Below are 14,859 nucleotides of genomic sequence, written 5' to 3'. Positions count from 1 at the left end.
AGGACCTTGATGAAGATCGCGATCCTGCTCTACCCGGGCTTCACCGCCCTCGACGCCATCGGCCCGTACCAGACCCTGAGCCCGCTCCCGGACGCCGACGTGCTGTTCGTCGCCGAGCACGCCGGGCCCGTCACCGACGACAACGGCACCCTGACCGTCACCCCGGGCGGGACCCTCGCCGAGGTGCCGGACCCGGACGTCGTCGTGGTGCCGGGCGGTCCTCCGGAGAGCGTCGAGCCACAGATGGCGAACCCGGCCGTCCTGGACTGGCTGCGCGCGGCCGACGCGCACAGCACCTGGACGACCTCCGTCTGCACCGGCTCGCTCATCCTCGCCGCCGCCGGCCTCCTCAAGGGCCGCCGCGCCACCTCGCACTGGCTGGCCCTCGACGCCCTGCCCGGCTTCGGCGCGGAACCGACCGGCGAGCGCGTGGTGTTCGACGGCAAGTACGTCACGGCCGCCGGCGTCTCCTCCGGCATCGACATGGGTCTCACCCTCGCCGGACGCACGGCCGGGGACGCGTACGCGCAGGGCATCCAGCTGATGATCGAGTACGACCCGCAGCCCCCGTACGACGCGGGCTCGCCGGAGAAGGCCCCGGCCGAGCTGGTCGAGAAGTTCCGCGACGAGGACGCGGCGGCCGCCCGCGCCTAGGACGTCCCGCCCGCGCCCAGGACGTCCCGCCCGCGCCCAGGGTGTCTCAGTCCTCGGCCGGGCTCCAGGTGAACCGCGGCGCCCGGCGCTCCAGGAAGGCGGCGACACCCTCGGCGGTGTCGCCGCTGCCGCGCGCCTGCTCCGCCCAGTGCGCCGACCGGTCCACACGGCCCGCCGCGAACTCCTTCGCCGCCGCCTGCGTGAGCAGCGACCGCGAGGCGAGGACCCGGGCGAACTCGCCGACCCGCTTGTCCAGCTCGCCCGGCGCGTGCACCTCGTCCACGAGCCCGGTGCGCAGCGCCCGCGCCGAGTCGATCAACTCGCCGGAGAACAGCAGGTACTTGGCGGTCGCCGGGCCGACCAGGTCCACCAGGCGCCGGGTCGACGAGGCCGCGTACACGATGCCCAGCTTGGCCGGGGTGATCCCGAAGGACGCGCCCTCCTCGGCGAACCGCAGGTCGCACGCCGCCGCCAACTGGGCGCCGCCGCCCACGCAGTAGCCCCGTACCGCCGCGAGCGTCGGCTTCGGGAAGGACGCGAGCGCCTCCTCGGCGGCCACGGCGAGCTCCTGCGCCTCGGTCGCCGAGGCGCGCAGGCCGGAGATGTCCGCACCGGCGCAGAACGTCGGCCCCGCGCCCGTCAGCACCACCACGCGCACCTCGGGGTCGGCCGCGAGCCCGGCGAGCAGCGGCGGCAGCGCGCGCCACATGTCGGTGGTCATCGCGTTGCGCTTGGCGGGGTGGTCGATGACGACGGTCGCGACGGAGTCGGCGACCGTGTGCCGCAGCCGCGGCCCGGTGAGCTCGGAGTGCGCCATGCGCCGGATGCTATCCGTACGGTGCGAACGTACGATCAGCGAGGGGGCGGCAGGCGTGCGCAGACGGGGGGACACCCGGCCCACAGGAGGCGCTCGATGGCCAAGGACACGAGGGAGACCGTCAAGGACACCGCCGCCAGGGGAGCACCCGCGGCCGAGGGCAGAAAGCTCAGGCGCGGCTTCCTCGTGCTCGCGCTGCTCGGCGCGATCCTGGTGCTCGGCGGCCTCGTCGGCCTGGTCTACGTGGGCGTCGCCACGCTCACCTCGATGATCCTGTTCGGCTGGCTGCTGCTCGTCGGCGGGCTCGTCGGGCTGCTGCAGTCGGTGCAGTTGCGCGGCACCAGCGTGTTCTGGCTGGGCGTGGTCGTGGCCGCACTGAACATCGCGGCGGGCGTGGTCGTGCTGCGCCACCCGGAGGGCTCCGCGGAGGCGCTCACCATGTTCGCCGCGCTGCTCTTCCTCACCGGCGGGGTGTTCCGCCTGGTCGGCAGCGTGGTGGTGCGCGGCCCGCAGTTCGGTCTGACCCTCGTGCAGGGCGCGTTCGGCCTGCTCCTCGGCATCCTGGTGCTCGCCGAGTGGCCGGGCAGCAGCCTGTACGTCATCGGCACGTTCTTCTCGCTCGCGCTGCTCTTCGACGGGCTCGGCCTGATCGCCCTCGGCCTCGGCGGCCGCAAGCTCGTGGGGTACGTGGAGGATGCGGTGACCCCGGGTAACGCCGAGGTCGGGGGAACGGCGGGGGACAGGGGCCCGCTGCACAAGGGGAGCTTGAAGACAGAACAAGACGAGCAAGATCAGTCGTCCAACTGACTCCTGCGCGCGGCTGCGATCAGAAGCCATCGATAGGTGACCAGTTCTGATCACTTCGGCGGTCCGGGGACGATCCTTACCAAACTCGACGTGTGGCGACAATCGAGCGTGAGGGCAGGGACCGGACGATGGGCGACCACGGCGGCGCGACAGCCGACCCGACATCGGCGGCCGGACCACTGCCGTACGAAGGAGTCTGGCGGTTCACCGCGCCCGCGGTCGACGCCTCCGTACCGCAGGCCCGGCGCGCGGTGCGCGACCTGCTCGCCCGCCAGGGGGTGCCCGCCGCCGACGACATCGTGCAGGGCCTCCTGCTGATCGTCTCGGAGCTGGTCACCAACTCCGTACGGCACGCGGCACTGCTCTCCCCGATGATCGCGGTCGAGGTCGCCGTCGGCGCCGAATGGGTCCGCGTCTCCGTCGAGGACAACCACCCCTACCGGCCCACCGCCCTGGTCGCCGAGGAGAGCCAGACCGGCGGCCGCGGACTGCTGCTCGTCCGGGAGATCACCAAGGAGGCCGGCGGCGCCTGCGACGCCGAGCACACCGCCACCGGCGGCAAGATCATCTGGGCCGCCCTGCCCCTCAAGCCGATGGGCCCCGCCGCCGTCTGACCCCGTCGGCCCGCAGCACGCCGAGGGCCCGCAGCACGTCGAAGGCTCACAGCACGCCGAAGGCCCCGCACCGATCGCCGGTGCGGGGCCCTCACGCGGTGCGGGCGCGGCGGACTACCAGTTGGCCGCCGGGCCCGTCAGCTCCTCGATCGCCGGACGCGCCGCCTGAAGCACCGTCATGAACCAGGACGAGAACGGCGCCTGGTCGTGCCGCACGGCCAGCTCGTCCGCCGTCACGAACGCCGTCTCCGCGATCTCCTCCGGGTCCGGGTCCACCGGCGACTGCACCATCCCGACGAACAGATGGTTGAACTCCTGCTCCACCAGGCCCGATTCGGGGTCCGGGTGGTTGTACCGCACCGTGCCCGCCTCCGCGAGCAGCGACGGCGACACCCCCAGCTCCTCGTACGTACGCCGCGCGGCCGCCGCGAACGGGGACTCGCCGGGGTACGGGTGCCCGCAGCAGGTGTTCGACCACACGCCGGGGGAGTGGTACTTGCCGAGGGCCCGGCGCTGGATCAGCAGCCGGCCGCGCTCGTCGAAGAGGAACACGGAGAACGCCCGGTGCAGCTGCCCGGGAGCCTGGTGGGCGGCGAGCTTCTCCGCGGTGCCGATCGTGTTGCCGTCCTCGTCGACGAGCTCGAGCAGGATCTCTGCGGCGGAGCCGCTCGTGGTGTTCGCCGCGGCGCCTTGTGTGATCGGCATAACCATCCTTCGCTTCGGTCTTCGACCCCACAAGTCTGCCGTACGCACGCGCCGCAAAGGCCACTTCTCGGCACCGCATGTCATGTCCCGACCCCGACGCGCGCACCGCACGCCGGGGACGGGAAGCGGTCACACCCCGAACGCCGCCGGGTACCGGACCGTGCCGCGCGGCAGCGGGCGCTCCGACGCGTCCAGGGCGAGCGCCATCAGCGCCTCGTCCGGCACGTCGAACGCCACCCGTACGCCGAGACCGGAGGCGCGCGTGAAGCCGAACCTCGGGTAGTACCCGGGGTGCCCCAGGACCACCACGAGCCGCTCCTCGCCGCGCGCCCGGGCCGCGTCGAGCACGGCCGCGACGACCGCCGAACCCGCGCCCTGCCCCTGGAACTCCGGCGCCGTCGCGACCGGCGCCAGGCACAGCGCCGCCGCGTCGCCGACCCGGCAGCGGGTCAGCAGCGCGAACGCCGCGATCCGCCCGTCCGGGGCCTCGGCCACGTACGACAGGCCGCCGATCCACGCGTCCCCGTCGGCGCGCAGGGCGTCGACGAGCCGGGCCTCCTCCGCGGTGGGGAAGGCCGCCGCGTTGACCGCGTGCACCTCGGCGGTGTCCGCCGCCGACTCGGGGCGCACCCGCCAGCCGGACGGCCTGAGCACATAGCCGGTGTAGCCGTACTCGGCGCCGTGCTCCGCCCGCATCCGCAGCTCCTCGCGGGTGGCGGCCAGGGCCTCGGGCATCCCCGGCGCCTGCGGATCGGCGGCGTCGGCCCGCTCGGCCAGCGGCCCGTAGTACTCGGCCCAGTCGGACTCGGGCTGCTCGTACGTGCCGAGCAGGTCGTACCCGGCGGCCGCCGCGGCCCAGCGGTTCGCCGGGCCCGCCCGCAGGGCGTAGTGCCGGTCCCAGAAGGCGCGGGCCTCGCGGGACGGCTCGGGGGTGGTCCACTCGCACTCGGTGAGCACCAGTGCGCCCCCGGGCGCGAGCAGCCGGCGCCAGGAGCGCAGCGCGGTGTCGAACCCGATGCTGTACGCCGAGCTCTCCGCCCACACCAGGTCGAACGCCCCGTCCGGGAACGGCAGTTCGCCCATGTCGGCGCGGACGGTGGTGATCCGGTCGGCGAGCCCGCGCTCGGCGGCGGCCGCGTCGAGCTCGTCCAGGAACGGCTGGTGCAGGTCGACGGCGGTCACCTCGGCCCCCGCCTCCGCGGCGAGCAGCAGCGCGGCACGGCCGGGGCCGCAGCCCAGGTCGAGGACGCGCGGCCGCTCGGGCAGCGGGCCGGTGAGGGAGAGGAGGCGCCGGGTGGTGGCGTCGGAGCCGGGGCCCTGCCGGGTGAGTCCGTGGTGCAGGGCGAAGAAGGCCTCGTACAGGGAGGCGGCCTCGGTCGAGGCGTCGTCGAACTCGTTGTTGTCGGACAACGTGAGAACCCTTTGGGTTGTGGGTTCGCGGGCGGCTCTACGTAGGCGCCGGTCAGCCGCGAGCCCGGAGAGTGGGGACAACCATGTCGCTGCGCACGGCAGCGCGGAACGCGACAGTCATCAACCCACCTCCAAGATCGCTGGCCACATTATCACGTTCGGTGACCCGGGCGCGCGCCGATCGAGAGGGCCGCACGCCCGACGGGTCAGTGGCAGACCTTCTCGTGCGCCTCGTGTCCGCTCGGCTCCAGCTGGAACGTGCAGTGCTCCACGTCGAAGTGGTCCCCGATGCAGCCCTGCAGTTCGTGCAGCAGCTTCTCGTGCCCCACCGAGTCCAGCACGTCGTGGTCGACCACCACGTGCGCGGAGAGCACCGGCATCCCCGAGGTGATCGTCCAGGCGTGCAGATCGTGCACGTCCCGCACCCCCGGCAGCTCCAGGATGTGCGCCCGCACCTCGGCCATGTCGACGCCCTTGGGCGCGGACTCCAGGAGCACGTTGACCGTCTCGCGGAGCAGCTTCACCGTACGGGGCACGATCATGAGGCCGATCACGATCGAGGCGATCGGGTCCCAGGCCTGCCAGCCGGTGAGCACGATCAGGGTCGCCGCGACGATCACCGTGGCCGAGCCGAGCGCGTCCGCGAGGACCTCCAGGAACGCGCCGCGCACGTTCAGGCTCTCCCGCTGGCCGCGCAGCAGCAGTGTCAGGGAGATCACGTTGGCGACCAGGCCGATCACGCCGTAGACGATCGCGAGCGGGCCGTGCGTGGGCGAGGGCTCGATGAACCGCTGCACCGCCTCGACCAGGACGAAGCCGCCGACGCCGAGCAGCAGCAGACAGTTGGCGAGCGCTGCGAGTATCTCGGCGCGGGCGTAGCCGAACGTGCGGTTGCCGGACGCCGGGCGGTTGGCGAAGTGGATCGCGAGCAGCGCCATCGCGAGGCCCAGCGCGTCCGTCGCCATGTGCGCGGCGTCGGCGACCAGGGCGAGCGAGTTCGCCGCGATGCCGCCGACGATCTGCACCAGCATCACGAAGACCGTGATGCTCAGCGCGATCCGCAGCCGCCCCTTGTACGCGGCCGCGGCCGTGCCGGTCAGCGGCGCACCGTGGCCGTGTCCATGTCCGTGATCGTGCCCGGCCCCCATGGGGTCCCCCTCGTCGTCTGCGCGGACGGAACTGTGGTCGGTCTCCCACCGCCCGACGGGCCGGCGGGACTGCCAGTCAACTACGGGGGAGGGGTATAGGGCAACACGACGTTGAACACCGTTGTCATGTGCCCTGACCTGCGGAAATGACTCCTGGTCAGAGAGCTGGCAAGATCGTCTGCGAGGGTGGTCGCCGAGAGCGCCCCGCACCGCTGGTTTGTCGGGCGAGGCCCCGTTCACCGATGATGACCGATGCGGTCAGGGCCTTGCAGACCGCGCTTATCGGGCCGTAAACGGGCGGTGAATTACCGCTTCCCATCATCCGATAGCCTCTGCCGACGTGCCGCCCGGCCGCCCCTCGGCCGGAGGCGCCTTGCACGCTGCCCGGCGCCCGCGCGCGCCGACCCCCAAGGAGTGAGTTCGTCTGTCGACCGCCATCCTCACCGGTCAGCCGGTCCCTGGCTCGTCGCTCGAGGGCGACCTCCAAGGCCTCGGCTTCGACGTGCGGGTCGCCTCGCGAGCAGCGGACGTCGAGGCCCTGCTCGACCGGGCCCCGGCCGGCGAGCGGGTCGCGCTCGTCGACGCGGGCTTCGTCGGCCATGTGCACGCCCTGCGCCTCGGCCTCACCGACCCGCGCTTCCCGGCGAGCGCCGTCCCCGGCGCCGTCACCGCGCAGCCGTCCGCCCGCGCCGCCCTCGCCCGCGCCGTCCGCGCGGCCGCCGAGGCCCCGGCCGGCGACACCGCGCTGCGCACCGACCTCGTGGCCGACCGCATAGCCGCGGAGCTCGAAGCGGACGACGTACCGCTGCACCGCCCCGAACTCGGCGCCCTCGTCGCCACCGTCCCCGCCGACCCGCAGGCCCGCAACGAGGCCCGGCAGGCCGTGGCCGCCGTGGACGAGGAGGAGATCCGCCTCCGTACGGCCGTGAAGTCCCGCGACGGGTTCTTCACCACGCACTGCATCAGCCCGTACTCCAAGTACCTCGCCCGCTGGTGCGCCCAGCGGGGGCTGACCCCGAACCAGGTCACCACCGCGTCCCTCGCCACCGCGCTGATCGCCGCGGGCTGCGCCGCCACCGGCACCCGGCTCGGCTTCGTCGCCGCCGGCGTCCTGCTGATCCTCTCCTTCGTCCTCGACTGCACCGACGGCCAGCTGGCCCGCTACTCGCTGCAGTACTCGACGATGGGCGCCTGGCTCGACGCCACCTTCGACCGCGCCAAGGAGTACGCCTACTACGCGGGACTCGCCCTCGGCGCCGCCAACGCGAACGGCGACGACGTGTGGGCGCTCGCCCTCGGCGCGATGGTGCTGCAGACCTGCCGGCACGTGGTCGACTTCTCGTTCAACGAGGCCAACCACGACGCGACCGCCAACACCAGCCCCACGGCGGCCCTTTCGGGCAAGCTCGACAGCGTCGGCTGGACGGTCTGGGTGCGGCGCATGATCGTGCTGCCCATCGGTGAGCGCTGGGCCCTGATCGCCGTGCTCACCGCGGTCACCACGCCCCGCATCACCTTCTGGGTGCTGCTGATCGGCTGCGCCTTCGCCGCCTGCTACACCACCGCGGGCCGCGTCCTGCGCTCCGTGACCCGCAAGGCCCACCGCACCGACCGCGCCGCGCGCGCCCTCGCGGACCTCGCCGACAACGGCTGGCTCGCCGAGTCCTTCGCCGCCCTGAAGCCGCGCCTGCCGCTGCCCGCCCCCGCGACCGCCTTCGCCGGCGCCGCGCTCCTCGTGGCTGTGGCAGCTCTCACGTCGTACGGCAGCACGTGGGTGATCGTCGCCGCGGTGGTGTACGTGATCACCTCCGGCTTCGCGCTCGCCCGGCCCCTCAAGGGCGCCCTGGACTGGCTCGTTCCGCCGTTCTTCCGGGCCGCCGAGTACCTCACGGTGCTCGCCCTCGCGGCCGCCGCGGACGTGAACGGGGCCTTGCCCGCGGCTTTCGGACTGGTGGCCGCGGTCGCCTACCATCACTACGACACGGTGTACCGCATCCGCGGTGGCGCCGGCGCGCCCCCGCTCTGGCTGGTGCGCGCGATCGGGGGGCAGGAAGGCAGAACCCTTGCGGTCATACTCGCCGCCGCACTGCTGCCCGCACAAGGTTTCACCGTCGCGCTCACGGTTCTCGCCGTGGCCGTGGCGCTCGTGGTGCTCGTCGAGAGCATCCGCTTCTGGGTGTCCGCTCACAACGAAGGCGCACCCGCCGTACACGATGAAGGAGAACCCGCATGATCGGCCTCGTCCTGGCCGCCGGCGCCGGCAGTCGGCTTCGCCCCTACACCGAGACGCTTCCCAAGGCGCTGGTGCCCGTGGTGGGCGAGGGAACCGAGAACGAGCTCTCCGTCCTCGACCTCACCCTGAAGAACTTCGCCGAGATCGGCCTCGAGGAGGTCGGCATCATCGTCGGCTACCGCAAGGAGGTCGTGTACGAGCGCAAGGCCGCCCTGGAGGCGAAGTACGGCCTGAAGCTGACGCTCATCGAGAACGACGTCGCCGAGAAGTGGAACAACGCGTACTCCCTGTGGTGCGGCCGTGACGCCATCAAGCACTCGGTGATCCTCGCCAACGGCGACACCGTGCACCCGGTCTCCGTCGAGAAGACCCTGCTCGCCGCCCGCGGCGACGGCAAGAAGATCATCCTCGCCCTGGACACCGTCAAGGACCTGGGCGACGAGGAGATGAAGGTCGTCGTCGACCCCGACAAGGGCGTGCAGCGCATCACCAAGCTGATGGACCCGTCCGAGGCCACCGGCGAGTACATCGGCGTCACCCTCATCGAGGGCGAGGCCGCCGACGAGCTCGCCGACGCCCTGAAGGCCACGTACGAGCGCGACCCGCAGCTCTACTACGAGGACGGCTACCAGGAGCTCGTGAACCGCGGCTTCAAGGTCGACGTCGCCCCGATCGGCGACGTGTCCTGGGTCGAGATCGACAACCACGACGACCTCGCCAAGGCCAGGGAGATCGCGTGCCAGTACTGACGAGGCTCATCCCCTCGCCGGTCGTCGTCGACATCCGCGCCGGGGCCCTGAACGACCTCGCCGGGGTCCTGGCCGACCAGCGCATCTCGTCGTCCACGGGGCGCCTGGCCATCGCGATCAGCGGTGGCTCGGGCGCCGCCCTGCGCGCCCGCCTCGAACCCTCGCTGCCCCGCGCCGAGTGGTTCGAGGTCGGCGGCGGCACCCTGGACGACGCGATCAAGCTCGCCGACGACATAAAGAAGGCGGGCCGCTACGACGCGGTCGTCGGCCTCGGCGGCGGCAAGATCATCGACTGCGCCAAGTTCGCCGCGGCCCGCGTCGGCCTGCCGCTGGTCGCCGTCGCGACGAACCTGTCGCACGACGGCCTGTGCTCCCCGGTCGCGACCCTCGACAACGACGCCGGGCGCGGCTCGTACGGTGTGCCGAACCCGATCGCGGTCGTCATCGACCTCGACATCATCCGGGAGGCGCCGGTCCGCTTCGTGCGCTCCGGCATCGGCGACGCCCTGTCCAACATCTCCGCGGTCGCGGACTGGGAGCTCGCCGCCCGCGAGCGCGGCGAGGACATCGACGGACTCGCGGCCGCCATGGCCCGCCAGGCCGGCGAGGCCGTGCTCCGGCACCCCGGCGGCGTCGGCGACGACGGCTTCCTGCAGGTCCTGGCCGAGGGCCTGGTGCTGACCGGTATCGCCATGTCCGTCTCCGGCGACTCCCGGCCCGCCTCCGGCGCCTGCCACGAGATCAACCACGCCTTCGACCTGATCTTCCCCAAGCGCGCCGCCAGCCACGGCGAGCAGTGCGGTCTGGGCGCGGCCTTCGCGATGCATCTGCGCGGTGCCCGCGAGGAGTCCGGCTACATGGCCGACGTGCTGCGCCGCCACGGCCTGCCCGTCACGCCCGAGGAGATCGGCTTCACCGTGGACGAGTTCGTACAGGTCGTGGAGTTCGCTCCGCAGACCCGGCCGGGCCGCTACACCATCCTCGAGCACCTCGACCTCAACGCCGCACAGATCAGGGACGCATACGCCGACTATGCAAAAGCCATCGGTAGCTGAGCTCCGGCCGGTCGTTCACCCCCCGGGTGTGAAGGACCGGCGGAGCGGCGAGCACTGGGCCGGCCGGCTCTACATGCGCGAGGTCTCCCTGCGCATCGACCGCCACCTGGTGAACACCAAGGTCACGCCCAACCAGCTGACCTACGTGATGACCCTCGCGGGCGCCCTCGCGGCCCCGGCACTGCTCGTGCCGGGGATCACGGGCGCCGTGCTCGGAGTGCTCGCGGTCCAGCTCTACCTGCTGCTCGACTGCGTCGACGGCGAGATCGCCCGCTGGAAGAAGCAGTACTCGATGGCGGGCGTCTACCTGGACCGCGTCGCCGCGTACCTCTGCGACGCCGCGGTCCTGGTCGGCTTCGGCCTGCGCGCCGCCGACCTGTGGGGCTCCGGGCGCATCGACTGGCTGTGGGCGTTCCTCGGCACGCTCGCCGCGCTCGGCGCGATCCTGATCAAGGCCGAGACGGACCTGGTCGGCGTGGCCCGCCACCAGGCCGGCAAGCCGCCGGTGCAGGAGTCGGCCGCCGAGCCGCGCTCCTCCGGCATGGCCCTGGCCCGCAAGGCCGCCGCCGCGCTGAAGTTCCACCGCCTGATCCTCGGCGTGGAGGCGTCCCTGCTGATCCTGGCCATCGCGGTCGTCGACAGCATCCGGGGCGACCTGTTCTTCTCCCGGCTCGGCGTCGCGGTCCTCGCCGGCATCGCGCTGCTGCAGACCCTGCTGCACCTCGTGTCCATCCTCGTCTCGAGCAGGCTCAAGTGAGTACGCCCACGAAGCCCCTGAAGGTCGGCGCCGTCATCATCACGATGGGCAACCGCCCCGAGGAGCTGCGCGACCTCCTCGACTCCGTCGCCAAGCAGGACGGCGACCGGGTCGAGGTGGTCGTCGTCGGCAACGGCTCCCCGGTCCCGGACGTCCCCGCGGGCGTACGCACCATCGAGCTCCCCGAGAACCTCGGCATCCCCGGCGGCCGCAACGTCGGCATCGAGGCCTTCGGCCCCGGCGGCCGGGACGTCGACGTCCTCCTCTTCCTGGACGACGACGGCCTCCTGCCCCGCACCGACACCGCCCAGCTCTGCCGCGAGGCGTTCGCCGCCGACCCCGAGCTCGGCATCATCAGCTTCCGCATCGCCGACCCGGACACCGGCGAGACCCAGCGCCGGCACGTGCCGCGGCTGCGCGCCGCCGACCCGATGCGAAGCTCCCGCGTCACCACGTTCCTCGGCGGCGCCAACGCCGTGCGCACGGAGGTCTTCGCCCAGGTCGGCGGACTCCCGGACGACTTCTTCTACGCGCACGAGGAGACCGACCTCGCCTGGCGCGCCCTCGACGCCGGCTGGATGATCGACTACCGGGCCGACATGGTCCTGCACCACCCGACCACGGCTCCCTCCCGGCACGCGGTCTACCACCGCATGGTCGCCCGCAACCGGGTCTGGCTGGCCCGCCGCAACCTGCCCGCGCTGCTCGTCCCCGTCTACCTCGGGGTGTGGCTGCTGCTCACGCTCGCCCGGCGCCCCTCGCGGCCCGCGCTCAAGGCGTGGTTCGGCGGGTTCAAGGAGGGCTGGACGAGCCCCTGCGGCCCGCGCCGCCCGATGAAGTGGCGCACGGTCTGGAGACTGACCCGACTGGGCCGCCCTCCTGTCATCTGACAAGCTCGGGTCTGGCAGCATCTGGGCCCAGGGCCCGACCCAGGCCCGCGGTTTCCGCTGCGCCGAACCCGGCAGCGCATCTTGAAGACGAAAGTTTCCCCTTGTGAGTGAGACAACGCATGACGGTCCAGTCGCGGTGAGCGCACCACCGTCGCCCGATGACGGGCTTGCTCCGGCCGAGCTCGCCGCCAAGTACGGCCTCGCGCAGTCCGGGGCCCGCCCCGGCCTGTTCGAGTACGTCGGACAGCTGTGGGACCGCCGGCACTTCATCCTCGCCTTCTCGCAGGCCAAGCTGACCGCGCAGTACAGCCAGGCCAAGCTCGGCCAGCTCTGGCAGGTGGCGACGCCGCTGCTCAACGCCCTGGTCTACTTCTTGATCTTCGGCCTGCTGCTCGGCGGCCGCGGCGAGATGAAGAACAACGTCTACGTCCCGTTCCTGGTGACCGGCGTCTTCGTCTTCACGTTCACGCAGAGCTCGGTGATGTCCGGCGTCCGCTCGATCTCCGGGAACCTGGGCCTGGTGCGCGCGCTGCACTTCCCGCGCGCCTCGCTGCCGATCTCGTTCTCGCTGCAGCAGCTCCAGCAGCTGCTGTTCTCGATGATCGTGCTGCTGCTCATCCTGATCGGCTTCGGGCACTACCCGTCCTGGTCCTGGTTCCTGATCCTGCCCGCGCTCGCGCTGCAGTTCGTCTTCAACACCGGCCTCGCCCTGATCATGGCCAGGGCCGGCAGCAAGACCCCGGACCTCGCCCAGCTGATGCCGTTCGTGATGCGTACGTGGATGTACGCGTCCGGCGTGATGTTCCCGCTCGACTACATGCTCACCAAGGTCACCGCCCCCGGCTGGATCGCCGAGGCGCTGCTCGCCAACCCGGCGGCGGTCTACATGGACCTGATGCGCGACGCCCTGATCACCGGCAACGGCGCGGAGACGCTGCCCGCGCTGCCCGACCACGTGTGGGCCCTCGGCCTCGGCTGGGCGCTGCTCCTCGGCGTCGGCGGGTTCATCTACTTCTGGAAGGCAGAGGAGAAGTACGGCCGTGGCTGAGCAGACCTCCGAAGAAGCACAGCAGCCCCGCGTCCCCACCGTCATCGCCGACGAGCTGCACATCGTGTACCGCGTCAACGCGGGCGCGAAGGGCAAGGGCAGCGCCACCGCCGCCCTGAGCCGGATCGTCAAGCGCGGCGAGGAGCGCGGCGTACGCAAGGTGCACGCCGTCAAGGGCGTCTCCTTCACCGCCTACCGCGGCGAGGCCATCGGCCTGATCGGCTCCAACGGCTCCGGCAAGTCCACCCTGCTCCGCGCCATCGCGGGCCTGCTCCCGGCGGAGAAGGGCAAGGTCTACACCGACGGCCAGCCCTCCCTGCTCGGCGTGAACGCGGCCCTGATGAACGACCTGACGGGCGAGCGGAACGTCATACTCGGCGGGCTCGCGATGGGCATGTCCCGCGAGCAGATCAAGGCGCGCTACCAGGACATCGTCGACTTCTCGGGCATCAACGAGAAGGGCGACTTCATCACCCTGCCGATGCGCACCTACTCCTCCGGCATGGCGGCCCGCCTGCGCTTCTCCATCGCGGCCGCCAAGGACCACGACGTCCTGATGATCGACGAGGCCCTGGCCACCGGCGACCGCAAGTTCCAGAAGCGCTCCGAGGCCCGGATCCGCGAGCTCCGCAAGGAGGCCGGCACGGTCTTCCTGGTCAGCCACAACAACAAGTCGATCCGCGACACCTGCGACCGCGTCCTGTGGCTGGAACGCGGCGAACTCCGCATGGACGGTCCCACGGACGAGGTCCTCAAGGAGTACGAGAAGTTCACCGGCAAGTAGTGCATTCAGGCCAGGGCCCCGCCGGTCCCGCACCGGCGGGGCCCTGACCGTCAACTCCCGTACAAAAGCGGAATGTTGACCCGGACCGGCGCGCTGACCTGGAGCGCGGCTCACCCCCGAATACCGTCCGAGGCTGTACAACGTAAGCTGGACAGGGCGGCGGCGTGTCCGAAATGAGCTGTCTTGGGTTGGCAGTGTAGAACGGGAGATGTGACGGCAATGGCTACGGAAAGCTCCCCACTCCGCAAGGCTCCAGCCGTCCCCGCGCCGGGCGGCCGATGGTGACCGGAAGCCGGACGGCGCGCCCGGCGGCCCCGGAGCGCGCGACCCTCGACAAGGCTGCCGACGAGAACTTCCCGGTGGCTCCTTTCTTTCTGCCCCGGGCCTGGCGCACCGACCTCGTCGCGATCTACGGCTTCGCCCGCCTCGTCGACGACATCGGTGACGGCGACCTCGCCCCCGGCGGCGCCGACGCCCGCCTCCTCGGACTCGACCCGGCGGCCGCGGAGGACCGGCTCGCCCTCCTCGACGCGTACGAGGCCGACCTGCGCAGGGTCTTCGGCGGCACCCCGAACCACCCGCTGCTGCGCCGGCTCCAGCCCACGGTCCGCCGGCACCGCCTCACGCCCGAGCCGTTCCTCGGCCTGATCGAGGCCAACCGGCAGGACCAGCTGGTCGGCCGGTACGCGACGTACGCGGATCTGCTCGCCTACTGCGAACTCTCCGCCAACCCGGTCGGCCGGCTCGTCCTCGCCGTCACCGGGACCACGAGCCCCGAGCGGGTGCGCCGCTCCGACGCGGTGTGCACGGCTCTGCAGATCGTCGAGCACGTCCAGGACGTCGCCGAGGACCTCGCGCGCGACCGGATCTATCTGCCCGCCGAGGACATGAAGCGCTTCGACGTGCAGGAGTCCGACCTCGCCGCGCCCACGGCCACGGCGCCCGTGCGGGCCCTGATCGCGTTCGAGGCGGAGCGCGCCCGCGCCCTGCTCGACGAGGGCGCGCCGCTGGTGCACAGCGTGCGCGGGCGGCTCAGGCTGCTGCTCGCGGGCTTCGTGGGCGGCGGCCGCGCCGCCCTGCGCGCCGTCGAGGCGGCCCGCCACGACGTACTCCCCGGACCGCCGCGGCCCACGAAGGCCGGGCTGCTGCGCGAGGTCGGGGCGACCCTGCGAGGTGAGGGGTGAGCGA

15 protein-coding genes are annotated in these 14,859 nt (G+C 72.1%); 11 read left to right on the top strand and 4 right to left on the bottom strand.

All coding sequences use genetic code 11. From position 1 onward, the window contains the following. Positions 1–9: 9 nt before the first annotated feature. On the top strand, positions 10–654 hold the full coding sequence (locus ACIDOF_RS24360; protein WP_409008192.1) for a DJ-1/PfpI family protein: 645 nt from the start codon (positions 10–12) through the stop codon (positions 652–654). Positions 655–700: 46 nt separating this feature from the next. On the opposite strand, the gene ACIDOF_RS24355 is transcribed toward ACIDOF_RS24360, so the two are convergent. Continuing rightward, entirely contained in the window at positions 701–1,471 is a 771-nt protein-coding gene (locus ACIDOF_RS24355) for an enoyl-CoA hydratase/isomerase family protein (protein ID WP_409008191.1), read from the bottom strand. Positions 1,472–1,567: 96 nt separating this feature from the next. On the opposite strand from ACIDOF_RS24355, the gene ACIDOF_RS24350 reads away from it, so the two are divergent. Both ACIDOF_RS24350 and ACIDOF_RS24345 read left to right on the top strand, forming a co-directional pair. After that, on the top strand, positions 1,568–2,278 hold the full coding sequence (locus ACIDOF_RS24350) for an HdeD family acid-resistance protein (protein WP_409008190.1): 711 nt from the start codon (positions 1,568–1,570) through the stop codon (positions 2,276–2,278). A gap of 92 nt (positions 2,279–2,370) precedes the next feature. Continuing rightward, positions 2,371–2,892 (top strand): ATP-binding protein, encoded by a 522-nt coding sequence (locus ACIDOF_RS24345; RefSeq protein ID WP_409008189.1) that lies wholly within the window; start codon positions 2,371–2,373, stop codon positions 2,890–2,892. A gap of 114 nt (positions 2,893–3,006) precedes the next feature. On the opposite strand, the gene idi is transcribed toward ACIDOF_RS24345, so the two are convergent. The 3 genes from idi to ACIDOF_RS24330 all read right to left on the bottom strand — a co-directional run bounded on the left by idi (position 3,007) and on the right by ACIDOF_RS24330 (position 6,155). After that, positions 3,007–3,597: an isopentenyl-diphosphate Delta-isomerase gene (gene idi / locus ACIDOF_RS24340; protein WP_409008188.1), complete on the bottom strand. Its 591-nt coding sequence runs from the start codon at positions 3,595–3,597 to the stop codon at positions 3,007–3,009. Positions 3,598–3,726: 129 nt separating this feature from the next. Continuing rightward, a complete protein-coding gene (locus ACIDOF_RS24335; protein WP_409008187.1) occupies positions 3,727–5,007 on the bottom strand; it encodes a GNAT family N-acetyltransferase in 1,281 nt (426 codons plus the stop codon). 206 nt (positions 5,008–5,213) lie between these two features. Beyond that, positions 5,214–6,155: a cation diffusion facilitator family transporter gene (locus ACIDOF_RS24330; RefSeq protein ID WP_409008186.1), complete on the bottom strand. Its 942-nt coding sequence runs from the start codon at positions 6,153–6,155 to the stop codon at positions 5,214–5,216. A gap of 424 nt (positions 6,156–6,579) precedes the next feature. On the opposite strand from ACIDOF_RS24330, the gene ACIDOF_RS24325 reads away from it, so the two are divergent. From ACIDOF_RS24325 to hpnC, 8 genes are all read left to right on the top strand, one after another. Then, a complete protein-coding gene (locus tag ACIDOF_RS24325) occupies positions 6,580–8,388 on the top strand; it encodes a DUF5941 domain-containing protein (RefSeq protein WP_409008289.1) in 1,809 nt (602 codons plus the stop codon). Continuing rightward, positions 8,385–9,137 (top strand): sugar phosphate nucleotidyltransferase, encoded by a 753-nt coding sequence (locus ACIDOF_RS24320; protein ID WP_409008185.1) that lies wholly within the window; start codon positions 8,385–8,387, stop codon positions 9,135–9,137. The genes ACIDOF_RS24325 and ACIDOF_RS24320 overlap by 4 nt, the downstream gene beginning before the upstream one ends. Then, the gene (locus ACIDOF_RS24315) at positions 9,125–10,192 is read left to right on the top strand and encodes an iron-containing alcohol dehydrogenase family protein (protein WP_409008184.1); all 1,068 of its coding nucleotides are present in this window, start codon (positions 9,125–9,127) and stop codon (positions 10,190–10,192) included. Before ACIDOF_RS24320 ends, ACIDOF_RS24315 begins: the two co-directional genes overlap by 13 nt. After that, the gene (locus ACIDOF_RS24310) at positions 10,170–10,949 is read left to right on the top strand and encodes a CDP-alcohol phosphatidyltransferase family protein (protein WP_409008183.1); all 780 of its coding nucleotides are present in this window, start codon (positions 10,170–10,172) and stop codon (positions 10,947–10,949) included. The genes ACIDOF_RS24315 and ACIDOF_RS24310 overlap by 23 nt, the downstream gene beginning before the upstream one ends. A gap of 17 nt (positions 10,950–10,966) precedes the next feature. Beyond that, positions 10,967–11,839 (top strand): glycosyltransferase family 2 protein, encoded by an 873-nt coding sequence (locus ACIDOF_RS24305; RefSeq protein WP_409008288.1) that lies wholly within the window; start codon positions 10,967–10,969, stop codon positions 11,837–11,839. Between the two features lie 103 nt (positions 11,840–11,942). Continuing rightward, positions 11,943–12,887, top strand: coding sequence for an ABC transporter permease (locus ACIDOF_RS24300; RefSeq protein ID WP_409008182.1), 945 nt, complete (start codon positions 11,943–11,945; stop codon positions 12,885–12,887). After that, complete coding sequence (locus tag ACIDOF_RS24295) at positions 12,880–13,671, top strand: ABC transporter ATP-binding protein (protein ID WP_409008181.1); 792 nt, start codon at positions 12,880–12,882, stop codon at positions 13,669–13,671. Before ACIDOF_RS24300 ends, ACIDOF_RS24295 begins: the two co-directional genes overlap by 8 nt. 278 nt (positions 13,672–13,949) lie before the next feature. Further along, a complete protein-coding gene (gene hpnC / locus ACIDOF_RS24290; RefSeq protein WP_409008180.1) occupies positions 13,950–14,855 on the top strand; it encodes a squalene synthase HpnC in 906 nt (301 codons plus the stop codon). Positions 14,856–14,859 lie beyond the last annotated feature (4 nt).

This window comes from Streptomyces sp. Da 82-17, from assembly GCF_046098215.1.
Taxonomy (GTDB): Bacteria; Actinomycetota; Actinomycetes; order Streptomycetales; family Streptomycetaceae; genus Streptomyces.
This window is presented reverse-complemented; position numbering and strand designations above follow the sequence as displayed.

Excerpts from the sequence above, each read along its gene's own strand:
- ACIDOF_RS24355 (WP_409008191.1), bottom strand. The coding sequence starts at position 1,471 with ATGGCGCACTCCGAGCTCACCGGGCCGCGGCTGCGGCACACGGTCGCC.
- idi (WP_409008188.1), bottom strand. The coding sequence starts at position 3,597 with ATGCCGATCACACAAGGCGCCGCGGCGAACACCACGAGCGGCTCCGCC.
- ACIDOF_RS24350 (WP_409008190.1), top strand. The coding sequence starts at position 1,568 with ATGGCCAAGGACACGAGGGAGACCGTCAAGGACACCGCCGCCAGGGGA.
- ACIDOF_RS24330 (WP_409008186.1), bottom strand. The coding sequence starts at position 6,155 with ATGGGGGCCGGGCACGATCACGGACATGGACACGGCCACGGTGCGCCG.
- ACIDOF_RS24310 (WP_409008183.1), top strand. The coding sequence starts at position 10,170 with ATGCAAAAGCCATCGGTAGCTGAGCTCCGGCCGGTCGTTCACCCCCCG.
- ACIDOF_RS24360 (WP_409008192.1), top strand. The coding sequence starts at position 10 with ATGAAGATCGCGATCCTGCTCTACCCGGGCTTCACCGCCCTCGACGCC.
- hpnC (WP_409008180.1), top strand. The coding sequence starts at position 13,950 with ATGGTGACCGGAAGCCGGACGGCGCGCCCGGCGGCCCCGGAGCGCGCG.
- ACIDOF_RS24320 (WP_409008185.1), top strand. The coding sequence starts at position 8,385 with ATGATCGGCCTCGTCCTGGCCGCCGGCGCCGGCAGTCGGCTTCGCCCC.